Source organism: Streptomyces sp. NPDC031670, assembly GCF_055580545.1.
Genome location: NZ_JBVILC010000012.1, coordinates 113,628 through 133,164, shown reverse-complemented (window position 1 = coordinate 133,164; position 19,537 = coordinate 113,628). Strand labels below are relative to the sequence as shown.

Sequence of the window (19,537 nt, the reverse complement as noted above, 5' to 3'; positions counted from 1 at the left end):
GCGGGGGTTCAGCCTTCCTGCGGTGACTGGAGGGTGGTGAGGCCGTGGTCGATGAAGACCGGTACCAGGTCCCCGATGCGGTCGAAGCCCGCGCCGACGGTCTGGCCCAGGGTGTAGCGGTAGTGGATGCCCTCCAGGATCACGGCGAGCTTGAACCAGGCGAACGCCGTGTACCAGGAGATGGCCGAGGTGTCCCGGCCCGAGCCGACGGCGTACCGCTCGATCAGCTCGGCGGGGGTGGGGTGGCCGGCCGCCCCGGCGGTGGTGGAGACGGGGGAGTCCTTCACCTTGATCTCGGCGCTGTACATCACCAGCAGTCCGAGGTCGGTGAGCGGGTCCCCGAGGGTCGACATCTCCCAGTCGAGGACGGCCTTGATCCTGTCGTCGTCCCCGACCAGGACGTTGTCGAGCCGGTAGTCGCCGTGGACGACCGTGGCGGCGGGGGAGACCGGGAGGTCGCGGCCGAGCGCCGCGTGCAGCTCGTCGATGCCGGGCAGTTCCCGGTTGCGGGAGGCGTCGAGCTGCTTGCCCCAGCGGCGCAGCTGGCGGTCGAGGAAGCCCTCCGGGCGTCCGAAGTCCCCGAGGCCGACCGCCTCCGGGTCCACCGCGTGCAGCTCCACCAGCGTGTCCACCAGGCCGAGGAGCGCGGCCCTGGTGCGCTCGGGGCCCAGCGGGGCCAGCTGCTCGGCCGTGCGGTACGGGGTCCCCGCCACGTACTCCATGACGTAGAACGGCGCCCCGAGCACCGAGTCGTCCTCGCACAGCAGCAACGGCTCCGGCACCGGGACCGAGGTCGGGTGCAGCGCGCTGATCACCCGGTGCTCGCGCTTCATGTCGTGCGCGGTGGCCAGCACATGGCCCAGCGGGGGCCGGCGGACCACCCACTGGCCGGTGCCGTCGGTGACGAGGTACGTCAGGTTCGACCGGCCGCCCTCGACGAGCCGGGCGCTGAGCGGCCCGTTCACGAGCCCCGGCCGCGCGCTGTCGAGATGGGCGCGCAGCCGCTCGGGGTCGAGGCCTGGCGGGACGGTGCTCATGGCGGGATACCTCCGGGAACGGCGATCGTGTCACGGACACGCTACCGACCAGTCGGTATGTCGTCCAGACGCCGGTGCCGGATCAGTACCCCGCCGAGGGGGTCAACCTGTCAGTGGTCGTCCCAGTGGCCCTCGTGCTCCGCGTGCCGGTGGCCGTCGTGCGCATAGTCCAGATGGTCGCCGTGGACCACCGAGTGGTGGCCGCAGCCGACGCCGTGTTCGTGCGCGTGCCCGTCGTGGGCGACGTGCCCGGCGGGCTCGCACTCGTCCCAGTGCCCCGAGTGCTCCCGGTGCAGATGGCCGTCGTGGGCGTAGTCGGTGTGGTCCCCGTGCGGTACCGCCCGGTGCCCGCAGGTGGGGCCGTGCGCGTGCTCGTGGAGGGCGGGGTCCTCCTCGTGGCGGGCGGTCATGGCGTTCACCTCCGAAGATCGCTCGCCTCCCACGCTAGTGCGCCGGACCCGCCTCCGCTCGCGCGACGCGGACCGGGACCGCCGCCGGCCGCGGCCCGCCGGGGGCCCGGCCGGCCCGCTCAGAGCAGCACGGCCACCGCGAACAGCGCCAGCGCCGCCACGCACACCACCGCCGCGCCCGCCTCGCGGGGCCGCAGCACCCCGGGGCGGGCCGAGCGGCTCAGGGACTGGATGCGCCGGTGGGCCACGGCCAGGAAGCCCAGCCACACCAGGCCGCTCACGGCCACGGTGACCAGGCCGACTGCCGTCGCGCCGCCGCGCAGGGCCTGCTTGGCCGCCAGGACCGCGGCCACCGTGCAGGACAGCGTGGTGCGGCGCCAGGCGAGCCGGGTCCGCTCGGGCTGCAGGCCGGGGTCCCGGTCAAAGGTGCCCCTCACCCGGCCCAGCCGAAGACGACGACCACCACCATGACCAGGGCGACCGCCGCCACCGCCACGCTCAGCAGGGTGGGGAAGCGGGAGACGGGCAGGTCCTCGCCGCGCCGCATCGCCCGCTCGCACCGCACCCAGTGGTTCACGGCCCGCAGCGCGCACAGCACCCCGGCCGCCAGCAGCGCCAGGGCGAGCCCGACCCGTAGCCCCCGGCGCAGGTCCGGCAGGAACTGGTCGACCGCGAAACCGCCGCCGACCAGGGCGAGCGACGTCCGGATCCAGGCCAGGAACGTACGCTCGTTGGCGAGCGAGAACCGGTAGTCCGGGGTCTCGCCCTCCTCGCCGATGCGCCCGGGTGCGAACCACAGCCGCAGGGTCTGCGCGATGCTGATCACATCGGCACACTACCCGCGGTGGATCATCCCGCCCGGTGCGCGCGCAGCCTGCGGTACGCGTCGAGCCCGTCCGGCACCCACTCCCACTCCGCCAGCCGCCGCTCCACCTCGGCCTCGGGCAGGAAGGCGTGCCAGGCGACCTCCTCCGCCTGCGGCCGGACCGGCAGCGTGCAGCGGACCTCGTAGACGGCCGACCACCACGTCTGCCGCCCGTCCGCCCCGCCCTCGTAGAGGAACCGGAACAGCGGTACGGGCCGGGGCAGCCCCGACACCCCCAGCTCCTCCTCCGCCTCGCGCAGCGCGGCGTCGTCGTAGCTCTCGCCCGCGCCGACGACCCCGCCCACGAACACGTCGTACAGCGAGGGGAAGACCATCTTGGCCGCGGTGCGCCGGTGCACGAAGATCCGGTCCTCGGCGTCCCGGACCAGGACGAAGGCACAGCGGTGGCGCAGCCCCCGGGCGTACGCCTCACCGCGCGCGGCCCGGCCGACGACGCGGTCGTGCTCGTCGACGATGTCGATGATCTCGTCCGAGGGGGAAGGGGGAGAGGCGCTCATACGGCTCATCCAACCACCGGGCAGGGGCTCAGTGCGGCTGGAGGTCGCGGGCGGGCTCCTTGGGCCGGGTGCCCGAGGGCATCGCCGGGTGCAGGCCGAGCAGGATGATCCCGGCGACGATGGCGGCGAGCCCGAACGCCTCCCAGGCGAGCGCCGCCGCGTCGGTACGCAGCTCGTCGCCCAGGAATCCGACGCCGCAGGCGATCCCGGCGAGCGGCTGGGCGGCGGTGAGGGCGGGCAGCGACATCCGCAGCGGGGCCGTCTCGAAGGCGCTCTGCACCAGGATCAGACCGCTCACCCCGAGCACCAGCACACCGTAGGGCTGCCAGCCCATCAGCATGGGGGCGAAGCCGTCGGCCCGGAAGCGTTCGCCGCTGACCCGGGTCAGGGCGTCCTGGAGGCCGTAGAGCGAGCCGGCCGCGACGGCCAGGAGGGTGGGGCCGGCGCTGAGGCGGGAGCGCTGGGCGAAGACGGTGAGCAGGAGCGCGATCCCGACGACGATTCCGACGATCAGCCAGTGCCGCAGGGGGCCGGCCACCGCGTCGCCGCCGACGGGCTGCCCCGCCACCATGAACGCGGTCACCCCGCCCGCGAGCAGGGTGAGGCCCGCCCAGCCCTGGCGGCCCAGGGTCTGCTTGGTCTGCCAGCGCGACAGGGCCATGGCGAAGAAGAGGTTGGTGGCCAGGAGCGGCTCCACCTGGGAGACCTCGCCCTGGCCCAGCGCGAGGGCGCCGAGCACCATGCCCGCGATCATCAGTCCCATCCCGGCGAGCCAGCGGGGCACCCGTACGAGGTCCAGCAGCAGCCGCGGCGAGAGGAAGTCGCTCAGCGGGGCCCGCTGGGCGGCGTCCTGCTGGAGCACGAACCCGAAGCCCAGACAGCAGGCCGCGCCCACGGCGAGAGCGAGGACGAGAACCGACACGAGGGACACCTTCAAGTGCGGCCGGGGTAGGTGAACTTGCTCGACGATAGCGCTCCGGGGCCCCCGACGCCTCCCGGGACGCAGCCCCCGGCCCCCTTTTGGCCCTGGCACGGCACCGCCGAACCCCTCCGGTCGGGCAACAGTCCCCGCACCCCAGATGCCCAGGGCCTTCGGTCCGGCAGCAGGCAACAGCTCCCCGCACCCCAGATGCCCAGGGGCGCGGGGAACTGCGCGAGCAACCCGGCACGGTCCGCAGCCGAAGGAGGGGGTTTCCGGGGCGAAGCCCCGAAGCGGGTCCGGGGCGCAGCCCCGGGAGAAACCACTTGCACCCCTCATGCACCCCTCATGCACCCCTCACCCCCCACCCCCCCGCCCCCGGAGGGGCAACCCCCCAACCCGCCCACCAAGTTGAAGCGCGAAGCGCCCCCTCCCGACCTTGACGTGGAGCCTTGGGTACCGCTTTGCTGTCCGCGATCACCCTGTCACCGACCACACGAGCCCCACCCCTCACACCCGCACCACACCAACCACCCCCCGGGATGTATGCGGATGCCGCCCCCGCCCCCGCTCGGCCGCCCCCGCAGACGCGGCGGACGAGCCTTCGACCCGGCGCTCGACGACGCCGAACTCGTCGACGTACGCGCCCAGTTGGCCCAGGGCCGGTGGACGAGGGTCCGCTCGCTGCTGGGCGCGACCGGCGACGACTGGGACCGCCGCGGCCACCGCCTCACCGTCCTCGGCGAGCCCGCCACCTCCGCGGCCTGGGCCCGCGAATGGCTGCTGGCCGAGCCGGACAGCGCGGACGCCGCCGCCCTCTACGCCTGCGCCCTCGTCTCCCGCTGTCTGAGCGGCAAGGGCGACAAGGACCGCGCCCGCGACGCCTGTCTGGAGGCGGCCCGGCTCGCCCCCGCCGACCCCACCCCGTGGCTCGCCCTGCTCGCGCTCTCCCGCCGCCACGGCTCGGACAACGAGACCGAGCAGATCTTCGCCGAGGTGTGCTCCCGCCACCCCGACCACCACCACGCCCACCACCTGATGGCCGCCCGGCTCGCCGAGCGCCGCCCCGGGGACGGCCCCGACCCGATGCACGAGGTGTACGCCTTCGCCGCCGCCGGCGCGGCCCGCGCCCCCGCCGACTCCCCGCTGGCCCTGCTGCCGCTGGTCGCCCACGCCGAGCGGTACCGGGTGCTCGCCGCCCGGGGCGCCGCGCCGCGCGACCCCGTCGCCTCCGAGCACTGGACCGGCCGCCGCGCCCGCCAGGTGATCAAGTCCGCGTTCGACTGGTGGCTGGAGTGGGAGCGCGAGGACCACCCCCGGGCCGGGGTCGACCTGAACTTCCTCGCCCACGCCAAGCACTGCGAGGGCCGCCCCGCCGAGGCCGCCGCCCTCTTCCACCGCATCGGCCGGCACTTCACCCCCGCCCCCTGGTCGTACCCGGACCGGGACCCCTACCGCGCCTTCCAGGCCGCGCGCAGCGCCGCACTGGGCACGGCCTAGCTCCACCGGTACACCGCACGCACCACGGCTCCACCCGCTCGGCACCACCCCCCGCGTCCCACCGAAAGGGCACCCCCGCCATGTCGACCGACAGCGATGAGATCCGTACGTACAAGGGACAGGAGAGAGCCCTGCGGGCCGACCGGCTCGGCACCCCGGGGCTGCTCCTTTCGGTGCTCGCCGCGAGCGCCCCGCTGATGGTGGTCGCCGGTGTCATGCCGACCACGTACGGCGTGATGGGCATCGTCGGCCAGCCCCTGCTCTTCCTCATCCTCGGCGCCGTCCTGGTCCTCTTCAGCTTCGGGTACGCGGAGATGAGCCGCCACGTCCACAACGCGGGCGCGTTCTACGCGTACATAGCCAGGGGCCTCGGTCCCACCGCCGGGGCGGGCGCCGCCTTCGTCGCGCTGGTCGCCTACAGCACCCTCCAGGTCGGCATCTACGGCATGTTCGGCTTCGAGGTCTCCAGCCTCTTCGCCACCTACCTCGACACCGAACTCGCCTGGTGGATTCCGGCGCTGGCAGCCGTCGCCCTGGTCGGCGTACTCGCCTGGCTGAAGATCGACCTCAACGCCAAGGTGCTGGGCGTGCTGCTCGTCATCGAGGTGGCGCTGGTCGTCGTCTTCGACTTCGCGGCCGTGGCCGACCCGGCGAAGGAGGGCCTGTCGCTGCACGCCTTCAACCCCTCCACCCTCTCCGGCGCGGGCATCGGCACCGCCCTGTGCTTCTGCATCGCCGCCTTCACCGGCTTCGAGCAGGCCCCGGTGTACGCGGAGGAGACCAGCCGCCCGCATCTGGTCGTCTCCCGAGTGATGTTCCTGGCCGTCGGCTTCTCCGCGGTGTTCTTCGCGTTCAGCTCCTGGGCGCTCAACGTCGCCGCCGGCCCCGACGGCATCGTCGACGCGGCCCGCAAGAACGGTCCCGGCCTGCTGTTCGGACTCACCGAGGACCGGCTCGGCAGCACCTTCACCGACGTCCTGCACGTCCTCTTCGTCACCGGCATGTTCGCCGCGCTGCTCAGCTTCCACAACGTGGTCGCCCGGTACGTGTTCGCCATGGGCCGCGAGGGCCTGCTGCCCGCCGCGTTCGGCCGGACCAACCACACCAGCGGAGCCCCCGGCTCCGGCTCGCTCCTGCAGACCGTGATCTCGTTCCTGGTCGTCGTCGCGTTCGCCGTCGCCGACGACAAGCCCACCGGTGACCCGACCGCCGCCGTGCTGCACCTGTTCACCTGGATGGGCAACGTGGGCGCGCTCGGTGTGATCGTGCTGATGGCCGCCGCCTCCTTCGCGGTCATCGCGTTCTTCGTCCGCCGGGGCGCGGCCGGCGCCCAGCTGTGGCGGCTGCTCGCCTCCGGCGTCGCCGGGGTCGCGCTCCTCGTCATCGCCTTCTACACGGTCAAGGACTTCGACGTCCTCGTCGGCGCGGGCCCGGACTCCTCGCTCAGCTGGCTGCTGCCCTCGATCATCGCGCTCGCCCTGGCGGGCGGTGTGGGGTACGGACTGGTCGTCCGGGCGGTGCGGCCCGAGGCGCACGCCCGGATCGGCCAGGGCAACGAGGCCTTCCGGCTGGAGAAGGCCGCCCGGGGCAGCGAGGAGCAGGCCCGGATCTGACCAAACGGTGACGGTGGGCCGGTGCCCCTGGTGTCCGGGGGCCGCCGGTGCTCGAATCAGGGGGTGAACCCTGAACCACCGCTCGACGGCGGCGCCCCGGTCGGCCGCCGGATCGTGCTCGGCATGCTCGGCCTCGGCGTCGCCGGGGTCGCCGCCGCCCCCGCGCTCCAGCGCGGCCTGGAGTCCCTCCTCGGCGCCGCCGCCGGGAAGGACCCCACCGGCCTGACCGGCCTGCTGCCCAACGGCGGCGGCTTCCGCTACTACTCCGTCGCCGCCTCCGTACCGCACAGGGGCGCCGCCGACTACCGGCTCACCGTCGACGGCCTCGTCGACCGTCCCGCCACCTACACCCTGGACGCGCTGCGGGCGCTGCCCCAGACGCGGCTGGTGCGGGACGTGCAGTGCGTGACGGGGTGGCGGGTGCCGGACACGCCGTTCGCGGGGGTGCGGCTGTCCCGGCTGCTCGACGCCGCGGGGGTGCGCGCGGGGGCCGGGGCGGTCCGCTTCACCTGCTTCGACGGTACGTACACCGAGAGCCTCACGCTCGAACAGGCGCGCCGCGACGACGTGCTGGTCGCCCTGAGCATGAAGGACAAACCGGTCTCCCACGCGCACGGCGGCCCGGTCCGCCTCTATGTGGCGCCCATGTACTTCTACAAGTCGGCGAAATGGCTCTCCGGGATCACCGTGACGGGCACGGTACGGCGCGGGTTCTGGGAGGAGCGGGGCTATGACACGGATGCCTGGGTCGGCCGGTCCAACGGACGCGACGACCATCCCACCGGCTGAACCGGCGGCGCGGGTACGGAGGTTCACCCCGGCCGAGCGCTGGGTGCACCGCGCCAACGCGCTCGTGTTCGGGGTGTGCGTGCTGTCGGCCGCCGTGCTCTACCTGCCGCAGCTCGCCGAGGCGGTGGGCCGCCGGGAGCTGGTGGTGACGGTGCACGAGTTCTCCGGCGTGCTGCTGCCCGTACCGGTCCTGGCGGGGCTCCTCTCCCGGGCCTTCCGGGCCGATCTGCGCCGGCTCAACCGGTTCGGGCGGCACGACCGCCGCTGGCTGCGCTCGGCGCTCACCCGGGACGGACGGCCGCGCACGGCGGGCAAGTTCAACGCCGGGCAGAAGGTCTACGCCGGGTGGATCACCGGGGCCGCGCTCGTCCTGCTCGGCACCGGGCTGTTCATGTGGTTCACCCACCTCGCGCCGCTGCCGGTGCGGATCGGCTCGACCTTCGTCCACGACTGGCTGGCGCTGGCCGTCGGGATCGCGCTGAGCGGCCATGTGGCCATGGCGCTCCGCGACCCGGAGGCACGCCGTGGCATGCGCACCGGGTCGGTGGAGCGTTCCTGGGCCCGGCGGGAGCACGGGCTGTGGCTGGAGGAGCCGGCGGACGGCGCCGGAGGGCCGCTAGATCACCAGTGACAGCAGCAGGACGAAGCCCAGGGCCACCACGGAGATGATCGTCTCCATCACCGACCAGGTCTTCACCGTCTGGCCGACGTCCATCCCGAAGTACTCCTTCACCAGCCAGAACCCGGCGTCGTTGACATGGCTGAAGAAGAGCGAGCCCGCGCCGACGGCCAGGACCAGCAGGGCCGTGTGCCCGGTCGACATGTCCGCGGCCAGCGGGGCCACCAGACCGGCGGCGGAGATGGTCGCCACCGTGGCCGAGCCGGTCGCGAGCCGGATCGCGACCGCGATCAGCCAGGCGAGCAGCAGGGCGGGGATGGACCAGTCCTTGGAGATGTCCAGGATCATCCGGCCCACACCGACGTCGATCAGTGTCTGCTTGAAGCCGCCGCCAGCGCCGACGATCATCAGGATGCCGGCGATCGGGGCGAGCGACTTCTCGACCGTGGTGGAGATCCGCTCTTTGCTGAACCCGGCGGCCCGGCCCAGCGTGAAGATGGCGACGAGGACGGCCGCGAGGAGCGCGATCAGCGGCGAGCCGATCACGTCGGTGACCCGCTGGAGGTGGTTCTTCGGGTCGTCGACCACGATGTCGACCAGGGCCTTCACCAGCATCAGCACGACCGGCAGCAGCACCGTCGAGACGGCCGCGACGAAGCTCGGCCGCGTCCGGAGCTCCTCGGAGGGGCGGGCCGGGACCATCCGGTCCGGCGCCGGGATGTCGACCCAGCGGGCCGCGTACCTGGAGAAGACGGGTCCCGCGATGATCACCGTGGGGATCGCGACCAGGACGCCGAGGGCGAGCGTGACGCCCAGGTTGGCGCCCACCGCGTCGATGGCGACCAGCGGGCCGGGGTGCGGCGGGATCAGCCCGTGCATCACCGAGAGCCCGGCGAGCGCCGGGATGCCGATCCGCATCAGCGAGTAGTTGCCGCGCTTGGCGACGAGCAGCACCACCGGGATCAGCAGCACGATCCCGACCTCGAAGAAGAGCGGCAGGCCGATGATCGAGGCGATGACCACCATCGCCCAGGGCATCGCCCGCCCGCCGGACTTCCCGGCCTTCGCCAGGATCGTGTCGACGATCTGGTCCGCGCCGCCGGAGTCGGCGAGGAGCTTGCCGAGGATGGCGCCGAGGGCGATGAGCACCCCGACGCCCGCGACGGTGTTGCCCAGGCCCGTGGTGAAGCTGGTGATGGCCTTGTCCAGCGGCGCCCCGGCGAAGGCGCCCAGCGCCAGCGAGCCGATGGTCAGGGAGAGGAAGGCGTGCAGCTTGAACCGGGTGATGAGCAGGACGATGACGGCGATGCCGGCGAGTACGGCGATCCCCAACCGGGCGTTGCCCGCCGAGGTGATCGGCTCGGCCGCGCCCGCTGCCAGGATCTCGACGCATGGACTGGTCACGGTGTGGTCCTCAGGCGGGGAGCCGGCGCAGCGCGGCGACGGCCCGGTCGGTGATTTCTTCGGGCGTCCCGGCGACGTCGACGGCCACGCCCGCCTCGTCCGCCTGGAGCGGCTGGAGCGTGGCGAACTGCGAGTCGAGGAGCGCGGTGGGCATGAAGTGGCCCCTGCGCTCGCCCATCCGGCGCTCGATGAGCTCCCGGTCGCCGGTCAGATGCAGGAAGACGAGGCCGGGGGCGGCTGCCCGCAGCCGGTCGCGGTAGGCGCGCTTGAGCGCGGAGCTGCTCACCACCCCGCCGAGCCCGGCCCGCCCGTGCGCCCAGCGCCCGATCGCGTCGAGCCAGGGCCACCGGTCGCCGTCCTCCAGCGGGACGCCGGCCGACATCTTGGCGACGTTGGCCGCCGGGTGGAAGTCGTCGCCCTCGGCGTACGGAACGCCCAGGGCCCGCGCGACCAGGGGGCCGATCGTGGTCTTGCCGGTGCCGGCCACGCCCATCACCACGACGACGTGGGGGGTGCTCATAGCGGTGCCTCGCTGTCTTCGTCGACATCGATGTGGTCCGGGCGGTAGTCGTTTCCGGCCATCCGTCCGTCGCGCTACTGAAACCCGAAAGGTGCGACGTATTCAAGACCTCGTGATAAATAAGTAATACTTTTCTGCTCGCCGGGTCCGTGTGCCCGTCCTGCCCGGGTTCCACCGCCCCGTACCCTTACGGCCATGACCACACAGGCCCAGGGACTGCACGCACAGGTGCTCGACACCCTCGGCCGCGCGATCACCGCAGGCGACTACCCGCCCGGCAGCGTGCTGCGCGGCGACGAGCTCGCGCAGCGCTTCGACGTCTCGCGCACCGTGATCCGTGAGGCGATCCGGGTCCTGGAGTCCATGCAGCTGGTGGAGTCCCGGCGCCGGGTCGGGGTGACGGTCCGGGCCACCGAGCAGTGGAACGTGTACGACCCCCAGGTCATCCGCTGGCGCCTGGCCGGGGCCGACCGGCCGCGCCAGCTGCGCTCACTGACCGTGCTGCGCTCGGCCGTGGAGCCGGTCGCCGCCGGGCTCGCCGCCCACCACGCCACCCCCGAGCAGTGCGCCGCCCTCACCGAGCAGGCGCTCGGCATGGTCGCCACCTCGCGCGGACGCCAGCTGGAGGGCTACCTCGTCCACGACGTGGCCTTCCACCGGATCGTCCTGAACGCCTCGGGCAACGAGATGTTCGCCCGGCTCGGCGACGTGGTCGCCGAGGTCCTGACCGGCCGCACCCACCACCAGGTGATGTTCGAGGACCCCGACCCGGCCGCCGTCACCCTGCACGTCCGGGTGGCCGAGGCGGTCCGGGAGCGGGACGCGGAACGGGCCGAGCGGCTCACCCGCGAGATCGCCGTCGGTGCCCTCAAGGAATTGGACGTTCTCGCCCCGTAAAGCTCAGATTTACCTCAGATTCATCACAGATCTGCCCGTACGTGACATTGGCCACTGCCAAATGACCCGTCGAGCCGCGACCATGTCCCGAATCAGCCACGCCGCGGGTGACCCCACAGCGCTCTTCCCGCATCACCGGCCACCGCCGGGACGGCACCGGCACTGCCCGGTATCGCACGACCGCATGACCCCTCACGAAGGCGATACAGCTACATGAGTGACCGCACCATGCCTGCGGCCGAGACGTCGGCGCCCGCGCAGACGCAGGGCACCCCCCACATCGACGCCGGTGACGCCGGTTACAGCAAGGACCTCAAGTCCCGGCACATCAACATGATCGCCATCGGCGGCGCGATCGGTACCGGGCTGTTCCTCGGCGCCGGCGGCCGGATGGCGGGCGCGGGCCCCTCGCTCGCGATCGCCTACGCGGTCTGCGGTGTCTTCGCCTTCTTCGTGGTCAGAGCCCTCGGCGAGCTCGTGCTCTACCGCCCCTCCTCCGGCGCCTTCGTCTCCTACGCCCGTGAGTTCATGGGTGAGAAGGGCGCCTACACGGCCGGCTGGCTGTACTTCCTGAACTGGTCGACCACCGCCGTGGCCGACATCACGGCCGCCGCCACCTACGCCCACTTCTGGGCGATGTTCAGCGACATCCCGCAGTGGGTCCTCGCCCTGATCGCCCTGGCCGTGGTCCTCACCGCCAACCTGATCTCGGTGAAGTACTTCGGCGAGATGGAGTTCTGGTTCGCGATCGTCAAGGTCGCCGCCCTGGTCGCCTTCATGCTGGTCGGCATCTACCTGGTCGCCACCCAGCACAGCGTCGACGGCAACACCCCGGGCCTGGCCAACATCACCGACCACGGCGGCATCTTCCCGATGGGCACGCTGCCGATGCTCCTGGTCGTCCAGGGCGTCGTCTTCGCGTACGCCTCGGTCGAGCTCTGCGGTGTCGCGGCCGGCGAGACCGAGAACCCGCAGAAGATCCTGCCCAAGGCGATCAACTCGATCATGTGGCGCGTCGGCGTGTTCTACGTCGGCTCGGTCGTCCTGCTCGCGCTGATCCTGCCGTACACCGCCTACTCGGGCGACCAGAGCCCGTTCGTCACCGTCCTGGACAAGCTCGGCGTGCCGGGCGCGGCCGGCGTGATGAACCTGGTGGTCCTCACCGCCGCGCTCTCCAGCCTCAACTCCGGCCTGTACTCCACCGGCCGCATCCTGCGCTCGATGGCCGTCGCGGGCTCCGCGCCCAAGTTCACGGCCCGGATGAACAAGGGCCAGGTGCCCTACGGCGGTGTCCTGCTGACCGCCGCCTTCGGCGCCGCCGGTGTCGCCCTGAACAAGCTGATGCCGGACGACGCCTTCGAGATCGTGCTCAACTTCGCCTCCATCGGCATCCTCGGCACCTGGGCCATGATCATGGTCTGCTCGCTGCTCTTCTGGCGCCGCTCCCAGGAGGGCCTGCTCACCCGCCCGTCCTACCGGCTGCCCTGGGCCCCGTACACCCAGATCGTCACGCTGGTCTTCCTCGCCACGGTCCTGTACCTGATGTGGTACGGCGGCGGCGTCGGCCGCACCACCGTCTACTGCCTGCCCATCATCCTGGGCATGCTGGTCGGCGGCTGGTTCCTGGTCCGCAAGCGGGTCACGGAGCTCGCGGCGAAGCGCTAGGCGCGCAGCGGCGGTACGAGAAGGGCGGCACCCCGGGGCGCGGGGTGCCGCCCTTCGGCACGCACCCGGTAACGTGCGGAGGTCGGGCCCGTACCCATCTCCGCCCGTGCGCGTCCGCGCGTACCGGCGGTGCGAGAAAGGAAGTCCACGTATGCCGCAGCAGGTCCGAGGGGTCGTCGCGCCGGGCAGGAACGAGCCCGTACGGGTGGAGACGATCGTGGTACCGGACCCGGGGCCCGGCGAGGCCGTGGTGAAGGTCCAGGCGTGCGGGGTGTGCCACACCGATCTGCACTACAAGCAGGGCGGGATCAACGACGACTTCCCCTTCCTCCTCGGCCACGAGGCGGCCGGTGTGGTCGAGTCGGTCGGCGCCGGGGTGAGCGACGTGGCCCCCGGCGACTTCGTGATCCTGAACTGGCGCGCGGTGTGCGGCCAGTGCCGCTCCTGTCTGCGCGGGCGCCCCCAGTACTGCTTCAACACCCACAACGCCCGGCAGAAGATGACCCTCACCGACGGCACCGAGCTCTCTCCCGCGCTCGGCATCGGCGCCTTCGCCGAGAAGACGCTGGTGGCGGCCGGGCAGTGCACCAAGGTCGACCCCACGGTCTCCCCGGCCGTGGCGGGACTGCTCGGCTGCGGCGTCATGGCGGGCATCGGCGCCGCCCTCAACACCGGCAACGTGAGCCGGGGCGACTCGGTCGCCGTCATCGGCTGCGGCGGCGTCGGGGACGCGGCGATCGTGGGCGCCCGGCTCGCGGGCGCGTCGAAGATCGTGGCCGTCGACATCGACGACCGCAAGCTGGCCACCGCCCGGGCCATGGGCGCCACCCACACCGTCAACTCCCGCACCGCCGACGCCATCGAGGCGATCCGCTCCCTCACCGGCGGCTACGGAGCCGATGTCGTCATCGAGGCGGTCGGCCGCCCGGACACCTACGAACAGGCCTTCTACGCCCGCGACCTGGCCGGGACCGTCGTCCTGGTCGGCGTCCCCACCCCGGACATGAAGCTCGAACTGCCGCTGATCGACGTCTTCGGACGCGGCGGCGCGCTCAAGTCGTCCTGGTACGGCGACTGCCTGCCCTCCCGGGACTTCCCCATGCTGATCGACCTGCACCAGCAGGGCCGGATCGACCTCGCCGCCTTCGTCACCGAGACGATCGCCCTCGACGAGGTCGAGAAGGCCTTCGAGCGGATGCACGAGGGCGATGTGCTGCGCTCGGTGGTGGCGTTCTGATGGCCGCCCGTATCGAACACCTCGTCACCTCGGGCACCTTCGCCCTCGACGGCGGCGTCTGGGACGTCGACAACAACGTGTGGATCGTGGGCGACGACGAGGAGGCGGTGGTCGTCGACGCCGCCCACGACGCCCCGGCGATCCTGGCCGCCCTCGGCGGGCGCACTCTGCGCGCGATCCTGTGCACCCACGCCCACAACGACCACATCGACGCGGCCCCCGAGCTCGCCGAGGCCACCGGCGCCCCGGTCCTGCTGCACCCCGACGACCTGCCGCTGTGGAAGCTCACCCACCCGGACCGCGCCCCCGACGGCGAACTGGCCGACGGTCAGGCCGTATCGGTCGCCGGGACGCGCCTGGAGGTCGTCCACACCCCGGGCCACGCCCCGGGCGCGGTGTGCCTGTACGCGCCGGAGCTGGGCACGGTCTTCACCGGCGACACCCTGTTCGCCGGGGGACCGGGCGCGACCGGCCGGTCCTTCTCGCACTTCCCGACGATCGTCGACTCGATCCGCGAGCGGCTGCTGACCCTGCCGCCCGACACGGTCGTACGGACGGGCCACGGCGACTCGACGACCATCGGCGCCGAGGCACCGCACCTGGACGAGTGGATCAAGCGCGGCCACTGAGGCCGTAGACCCGCTCGGCCGTACCCCCGAGGACCTGGGCCCGCTCCTGCGGGCTCAGGTCCCTCACCAACTCCCGCGCGGTGTCCAGGACCTCGCCGTACGAGGAGACCGCCAGGCACACCGGCCAGTCCGAGCCGTACATCAGCCGCCCGGGGCCGAACGCGTCGAGGACGGTGTCCGCGTACGGCCGCAGCGCCTCGACGCTCCAGCCCGGCCCTGCCTCAGTGACCAGGCCCGACAGCTTGCAGACCGTGTTCGGGAGCGCGGCGAGCGCGCGGACGGCCGACGCCCAGGGCTCCACGGAGCCGCGGGCCACCGGCGGCTTGCCCAGATGGTCGAGCACGAAGGTCAGCCCCGGATGCCGCTCGGCGGCCCGGACGCAGGCCGGGAGCTGGTGGGGGAGGACCACCAGGTCGTACGCGAGGCCGGCCGCAGCGACCGCCGCCAGACCCGCGCCCACGTCCGGCCGCAGCAGCCACCGGGGGTCGGGCTCGCCCTGCACCTGGTGCCGTATCCCCACCAGCCGGCTGCCGCCGGGCAGCGCCGCGAGCCGGGCCGGCTCGTCGGCCACCCCGGGCGCCGTGAGATCGGTCCAGCCGACGACCCCGCGCACCAGCGGGTCGCCCGCGGCGAGCGCCAGGAGCTCCGGGGTCTCCTCGGCCACCGTCACGGTCTGGACGAGGACGGTGGCACCGACCCCGGCGGCGGCGGCCTCGGACCGCAGCTCCTCGACGGGGAAGTCGCGCCGCAGGGCGGCGAGTCCGGGGGCCGCGAGCCACTCCTGCGCGCGGACGGCGAGGTCCCACACATGGTGGTGCGCGTCGACGACCGGACCGGCCGGATCCGGACCGGCCGTCACAGCTCCCACACCACCGGCAGCCCGGCGTCGGCGCCCGGAGCGGAGTAGTCGTGGACGACCTCAAGGAGTCCGGCCATCCGGCTCTGCCAGGCGATGTTCACCGGCAGCCCCTCCAGTGCCGCCAGCAGCCGCGCGTAGTCGGCGCACTCGATCACATGGAACAGCTCGGTGCCGCTGCGCCAGATCGTCCACTCGGTGGCCCCGGCCGCCCGGATGGCGGCCGTCAGCTCCGCCGGGACCTCCCGGTGCGCCGCCTCGTACGCCTCGATCGCGTCGCCCCGGACCCTGGTGTGCAGTGCCACCCTCATACGCCCAGCTCCTCCCACAGCGCCTGCGGCACCGGCCGCCCGAACCGTCCGGCGGCGTCCCGGACCTCTGCCCCCGAACGCGCCCCCACCAGCACGCTCGCCACCGCCGGGTGCCGCAGCGGGAAGGCGAGCGCGGCGGTCCGCAGCGGGACGCCGTGGCGCTCGCAGACCGCCTTGATCCGCAGCGCCCGCTCCAGCAGGGCCGGCGGCGCCGCCGCGTAGTCGTAGGGGGCGCCGGGCCGGGGGTCGGCGAGCAGCCCCGAGTTGAAGACCCCGCCGACGATCACGCTCCTGCCGCGCGCGGCGGCCTCGGGCAGCAGGACGTCGGCCGCGCGCTGATCGAGCAGCGAGTACCGCCCGGCGCACAGCACCGCGTCCATGTCCGTCTCCCGGATGAACCGCGCCAGCGGCCCGGCGTGGTTCATCCCGGCGCCGATGGCCCGGACGACACCTTCCGAACGCAGCCGCTCCAACGCCGGATAGGCCTCGCGCAGGGCCTGTTCGGCGTGGTCGTCGGGGTCGTGCAGGAAGACCGCGTCGATCCGGTCGAGGCCGAGGCGGTCGAGGCTGTCCTCGATGCCGCGGCGCACCCCGTCCGCGCTGAAGTCCCAGCGGCGCCGGTGGGTGGCGGGCACCGCGAACCCCTCCGCGAGGTCGTCGCCGGCCGGCCCGTCGAGCGGCTCCAGGACGCGGCCGACCTTGGTGGAGACGGTGTACGCGTCCCGGGGCCGGTCCCGCAGCGCCTCCCCGAGCCGGCGCTCGGAGAGACCGAGGCCGTAGTGCGGGGCGGTGTCGAAGTAACGGACACCGGCCTCCCAGGCGGCGTCCACCGCCTCCCGGGCGTCCGCGTCGGACACCTCGCCCAGGAGGTTGCCGAGCCCGGCCGCACCGAGGGAGAGCGCACTGACGGCGCAGCCGCTGTCGCCGAGCTGGGTGACACGCATACGAGGAGATTTATCAGATGTCTGAGGCGGGAAGGTACCCCTGGAACCCGGATTTCCGTCCTCCGGGCCCCGATTGATCCGACCTATCCCTGGCCCTGCGGCCCTTGGCTGCCCGGGTCGCCCTGACTGCCCCGGCTGTCCCGGCCGTCCTCCTCCGTCCGGCCGTCCTCGTCCCAGGCGGCCAGCCGCAGCCCGCTCTCGAACCTCCGCTCCCGCCCGTCCACCGGGTCGGTGAACTCCAGCACCCTCGCCAGCAGTTGCAGCGGGCGGCGGAAGTCCTCCGGGTCGGGCTCCTCGGCCACCACCGGATACACCGGGTCGTGGAGGATCGGCAGCCCGAGCCCGTTCATATGGACCCGCAGCTGATGGGTGCGCCCGGTCGCCGGAAGCAGCCGGTAGCGGCCGAGGCCGCCCCGGTGGCCGATCAGCTCGATCCGGCTCTCGGCGTTCGGCTCGCCCGGCTCCTCGCGGGCGGCGATCACCCCGCGCTCCTTGACGATCCGGCTGCGTACGGTCACCGGCAGCACCACGCGCGCGTCGTACGGGGCGACCGCCTCGTACTCCTTGCGCACCCGCCGCTCGGCGAAGAGGTTCTGGTACGCGCCCCGGTCCTCGGGCCGCACCACGAACAGGGCGAGCCCGGCGGTCAGCCGGTCCAGGCGGTGCGCGGGCTGGAGCGCGGGCAGGTCCAGCTCGCGTCGCAGCCGGGCCACGGCGGTCTCGGTGATGTGCCGCCCCCGGGGCGTGGTGGCCATGAAGTGCGGCTTGTCCGCGACCACGATCCGCTCGTCGCGGTGGACGATCCCGATCCCGAACGGCACGGGCACCTCGGGGGCGAAGTCGCGGTGGAACCAGACGTACATCCCCGCCCGGTACGCCAGCGCCTCGTCCACGGGCCCGTCGGGGCCGAGGAACCGCCCGTCGCGCACCATCTCCGCCACCCGCGCGGCCCCGATCGCGCCCCCGAACCGCCCGACGAGGTGTTCGGCGACCGTCCCCCAGGCCCCCTCCGGGTCGGCGGGCAGCCGCACCCGTACCGGGTCGATGCCGTCGCGCTGGGGGAGCGGGGCGGCCGGGATCTTTGACCTACGTCTCACAAAAACAAGAAAACCCCAGCTCAGCTGGGGTTTTCAAGTGGTGTCCGAGGGGGGACTTGAACCCCCACGCCCGATAAAGGGCACTAGCACCTCAAGCTAGCGCGTCTGCCATTCCGCCACCCGGACAAGGTGTCTGTCTCGCGGGCCGTGCCCGTTCCGACGTGGAAAACAATAGCAAACATCTGGGGGTGCTCGATCACCCCCGTGGCCTGCGTGAACGCCGTATGTCGACGGGACGCCGCCCTTGGGTGCGCGGGGCGCGCGAGGGAGGATGTGGGGGAATCGACGAAGCGGCAGCGGCAGCAGCGGGAGGAAGCAGCGTGAGCGAGTCGAAGGCGGCGCGAGGCGTGACCGGCGAGGACGAGGTCGTCGACCTCTGTCGCGACCTGATCAGGATCGACACCAGCAACTACGGGGACCACTCCGGACCCGGCGAGCGGGCGGCGGCCGAGTACGTCGCCGAGAAGCTCGCGGAGGTGGGGCTCGAACCGAAGATCTTCGAGTCGCACACCGGACGGGCCTCCACCGTGGCCCGGATCGAGGGCGAGGACCCCTCGCGGCCCGCGCTGCTCATCCACGGCCACACCGATGTCGTCCCGGCCAACGCCGACGACTGGACGCACCACCCGTTCTCGGGCGAGATCGCCGACGGCTGCGTCTGGGGGCGCGGCGCCGTCGACATGAAGGACATGGACGCGATGACCCTCGCGGTCGTACGGGACCGGCTGCGCAGCGGGCGCAAGCCCCCGCGCGACATCGTGCTCGCCTTCCTCGCCGACGAGGAGGCGGGCGGCACCTACGGCGCCCGCTACCTCGTCGACAAGCACCCCGACCTCTTCGAGGGCGTGACGGAGGCGATCAGCGAGGTCGGCGGCTTCTCGTTCACCGTCAACGAGAACCTGCGGCTCTACCTCGTGGAGACGGCCCAGAAGGGCATGCACTGGATGAAGCTGACCGTGGACGGCAGCGCCGGGCACGGTTCGATGATCCACAAGGACAACGCCATCACCGAGCTGTCCGAGGCGGTCGGGCGGCTGGGACGGCACAAGTTCCCGGTGCGCGTCACCAAGACGCTGCGGCACTTCCTCGACGAGCTCGGTGACGCGCTCGGCACCGAGCTCGACCCGGAGAACATGGACGAGACGCTGGCCAAGCTCGGCGGCATCGCCAAGCTCATCGGCGCCTCGCTCCAGAACACCGCCAACCCCACCCAGCTGGGCGCGGGCTACAAGGTCAACGTGATCCCGGGGCAGGCCACCGCGCACGTCGACGGGCGCTTCCTGCCGGGGTACGAGGAGGAGTTCCTCGCCGACCTCGACCGGATCCTGGGGCCCCGGGTCCGGCGCGAGGACGTGCACGCCGACAAGGCGCTGGAGACCACCTTCGACGGGGCGCTCGTCGACGCCATGCAGACGGCCCTGGTGGCCGAGGACCCGATCGCGCGGGCCGTGCCGTACATGCTCTCGGCCGGCACCGACGCGAAGTCCTTCGCCGACCTCGGCATCCGCTGCTTCGGCTTCGCGCCGCTGAAGCTGCCGCCGGAGCTCGACTTCGCCGGGATGTTCCACGGCGTGGACGAGCGGGTGCCCCTGGACGGTCTGAAGTTCGGGGTACGGGTCCTCGACCGGTTCATCGACGCCTCCTGAACCCGGAGGGTCCGCGGGCGCCGGCAGAGCGCCCGGTGTCCGCGGACCGCTCAACGGCCGC

At 72.8% G+C, this 19,537-nt stretch carries 21 protein-coding genes and 1 tRNA gene; 9 read left to right on the top strand and 13 right to left on the bottom strand.

The window, feature by feature from the left end; all coding sequences use genetic code 11:
* Positions 1 to 8: 8 nt before the first annotated feature.
* The 6 genes from ACZ5ID_RS22790 to ACZ5ID_RS22765 form a co-directional block, all read right to left on the bottom strand.
* Positions 9 to 1,037, bottom strand: a complete 1,029-nt coding sequence (locus ACZ5ID_RS22790; RefSeq protein ID WP_468900850.1) for a phosphotransferase family protein — start codon at positions 1,035 to 1,037, stop codon at positions 9 to 11.
* A gap of 110 nt (positions 1,038 to 1,147) precedes the next feature.
* On the bottom strand, positions 1,148 to 1,447 hold the full coding sequence (locus tag ACZ5ID_RS22785) for a hypothetical protein (RefSeq protein WP_468900847.1): 300 nt from the start codon (positions 1,445 to 1,447) through the stop codon (positions 1,148 to 1,150).
* Between the two features lie 119 nt (positions 1,448 to 1,566).
* Positions 1,567 to 1,884 (bottom strand): DUF202 domain-containing protein, encoded by a 318-nt coding sequence (locus tag ACZ5ID_RS22780; protein WP_468900844.1) that lies wholly within the window; start codon positions 1,882 to 1,884, stop codon positions 1,567 to 1,569.
* The gene (locus ACZ5ID_RS22775; protein ID WP_468900841.1) at positions 1,881 to 2,273 is read right to left on the bottom strand and encodes a YidH family protein; all 393 of its coding nucleotides are present in this window, start codon (positions 2,271 to 2,273) and stop codon (positions 1,881 to 1,883) included. The genes ACZ5ID_RS22780 and ACZ5ID_RS22775 overlap by 4 nt, the downstream gene beginning before the upstream one ends.
* A 23-nt stretch (positions 2,274 to 2,296) precedes the next feature.
* Positions 2,297 to 2,839, bottom strand: coding sequence for an NUDIX hydrolase (locus ACZ5ID_RS22770; RefSeq protein WP_468900838.1), 543 nt, complete (start codon positions 2,837 to 2,839; stop codon positions 2,297 to 2,299).
* Positions 2,840 to 2,858: 19 nt separating this feature from the next.
* Positions 2,859 to 3,752, bottom strand: coding sequence for a DMT family transporter (locus tag ACZ5ID_RS22765; RefSeq protein ID WP_468900836.1), 894 nt, complete (start codon positions 3,750 to 3,752; stop codon positions 2,859 to 2,861).
* Positions 3,753 to 4,301: 549 nt separating this feature from the next.
* Here ACZ5ID_RS22765 and ACZ5ID_RS22760 point away from each other — a divergent pair.
* The 4 genes from ACZ5ID_RS22760 to ACZ5ID_RS22745 all read left to right on the top strand — a co-directional run bounded on the left by ACZ5ID_RS22760 (position 4,302) and on the right by ACZ5ID_RS22745 (position 8,282).
* The gene (locus tag ACZ5ID_RS22760; RefSeq protein ID WP_468900834.1) at positions 4,302 to 5,249 is read left to right on the top strand and encodes a hypothetical protein; all 948 of its coding nucleotides are present in this window, start codon (positions 4,302 to 4,304) and stop codon (positions 5,247 to 5,249) included.
* An 80-nt stretch (positions 5,250 to 5,329) separates the two neighbouring features.
* Positions 5,330 to 6,862: an APC family permease gene (locus ACZ5ID_RS22755; RefSeq protein WP_468900832.1), complete on the top strand. Its 1,533-nt coding sequence runs from the start codon at positions 5,330 to 5,332 to the stop codon at positions 6,860 to 6,862.
* A 123-nt stretch (positions 6,863 to 6,985) separates the two neighbouring features.
* Entirely contained in the window at positions 6,986 to 7,651 is a 666-nt protein-coding gene (locus ACZ5ID_RS22750; RefSeq protein ID WP_468901095.1) for a molybdopterin-dependent oxidoreductase, read from the top strand.
* Positions 7,593 to 8,282 (top strand): cytochrome b/b6 domain-containing protein, encoded by a 690-nt coding sequence (locus ACZ5ID_RS22745; RefSeq protein ID WP_468900829.1) that lies wholly within the window; start codon positions 7,593 to 7,595, stop codon positions 8,280 to 8,282. Before ACZ5ID_RS22750 ends, ACZ5ID_RS22745 begins: the two co-directional genes overlap by 59 nt.
* On the opposite strand, the gene ACZ5ID_RS22740 is transcribed toward ACZ5ID_RS22745, so the two are convergent.
* Together ACZ5ID_RS22740 and ACZ5ID_RS22735 are read right to left on the bottom strand one after the other, a co-directional pair.
* Entirely contained in the window at positions 8,268 to 9,674 is a 1,407-nt protein-coding gene (locus tag ACZ5ID_RS22740) for a GntT/GntP/DsdX family permease (RefSeq protein WP_468900827.1), read from the bottom strand. The two genes, ACZ5ID_RS22745 and ACZ5ID_RS22740, sit on opposite strands and share 15 nt — an antisense overlap.
* A 10-nt stretch (positions 9,675 to 9,684) precedes the next feature.
* On the bottom strand, positions 9,685 to 10,194 hold the full coding sequence (locus ACZ5ID_RS22735) for a gluconokinase (RefSeq protein ID WP_468900825.1): 510 nt from the start codon (positions 10,192 to 10,194) through the stop codon (positions 9,685 to 9,687).
* Positions 10,195 to 10,389: 195 nt separating this feature from the next.
* Between ACZ5ID_RS22735 and ACZ5ID_RS22730 the strand changes: the two genes are divergently transcribed.
* The 4 genes from ACZ5ID_RS22730 to ACZ5ID_RS22715 all read left to right on the top strand — a co-directional run bounded on the left by ACZ5ID_RS22730 (position 10,390) and on the right by ACZ5ID_RS22715 (position 14,622).
* On the top strand, positions 10,390 to 11,091 hold the full coding sequence (locus ACZ5ID_RS22730) for a FadR/GntR family transcriptional regulator (RefSeq protein WP_358832794.1): 702 nt from the start codon (positions 10,390 to 10,392) through the stop codon (positions 11,089 to 11,091).
* 213 nt (positions 11,092 to 11,304) lie between these two features.
* A complete protein-coding gene (locus ACZ5ID_RS22725; RefSeq protein ID WP_468900822.1) occupies positions 11,305 to 12,756 on the top strand; it encodes an amino acid permease in 1,452 nt (483 codons plus the stop codon).
* A gap of 151 nt (positions 12,757 to 12,907) precedes the next feature.
* Entirely contained in the window at positions 12,908 to 13,993 is a 1,086-nt protein-coding gene (locus tag ACZ5ID_RS22720; RefSeq protein WP_406552504.1) for an S-(hydroxymethyl)mycothiol dehydrogenase, read from the top strand.
* Positions 13,993 to 14,622, top strand: coding sequence for an MBL fold metallo-hydrolase (locus ACZ5ID_RS22715; RefSeq protein ID WP_468900820.1), 630 nt, complete (start codon positions 13,993 to 13,995; stop codon positions 14,620 to 14,622). Before ACZ5ID_RS22720 ends, ACZ5ID_RS22715 begins: the two co-directional genes overlap by 1 nt.
* Here ACZ5ID_RS22715 and ACZ5ID_RS22710 read toward each other — a convergent pair.
* The 5 genes from ACZ5ID_RS22710 to ACZ5ID_RS22690 form a co-directional block, all read right to left on the bottom strand.
* On the bottom strand, positions 14,606 to 15,481 hold the full coding sequence (locus ACZ5ID_RS22710; RefSeq protein WP_468900817.1) for an amidohydrolase family protein: 876 nt from the start codon (positions 15,479 to 15,481) through the stop codon (positions 14,606 to 14,608). The two genes, ACZ5ID_RS22715 and ACZ5ID_RS22710, sit on opposite strands and share 17 nt — an antisense overlap.
* Entirely contained in the window at positions 15,478 to 15,789 is a 312-nt protein-coding gene (locus ACZ5ID_RS22705) for an L-rhamnose mutarotase (protein ID WP_468900814.1), read from the bottom strand. Before ACZ5ID_RS22705 ends, ACZ5ID_RS22710 begins: the two co-directional genes overlap by 4 nt.
* Entirely contained in the window at positions 15,786 to 16,733 is a 948-nt protein-coding gene (locus ACZ5ID_RS22700; protein ID WP_468900811.1) for an aldo/keto reductase, read from the bottom strand. The genes ACZ5ID_RS22705 and ACZ5ID_RS22700 overlap by 4 nt, the downstream gene beginning before the upstream one ends.
* A gap of 83 nt (positions 16,734 to 16,816) precedes the next feature.
* Complete coding sequence (locus tag ACZ5ID_RS22695; protein WP_468900809.1) at positions 16,817 to 17,830, bottom strand: RluA family pseudouridine synthase; 1,014 nt, start codon at positions 17,828 to 17,830, stop codon at positions 16,817 to 16,819.
* A 38-nt stretch (positions 17,831 to 17,868) separates the two neighbouring features.
* Positions 17,869 to 17,956: transfer RNA gene (locus ACZ5ID_RS22690), tRNA-Leu, on the bottom strand.
* A 194-nt stretch (positions 17,957 to 18,150) separates the two neighbouring features.
* Between ACZ5ID_RS22690 and ACZ5ID_RS22685 the strand changes: the two genes are divergently transcribed.
* Positions 18,151 to 19,476, top strand: coding sequence for a M20/M25/M40 family metallo-hydrolase (locus ACZ5ID_RS22685; RefSeq protein WP_406552498.1), 1,326 nt, complete (start codon positions 18,151 to 18,153; stop codon positions 19,474 to 19,476).
* The last annotated feature ends 61 nt before the right edge of the window (positions 19,477 to 19,537 follow it).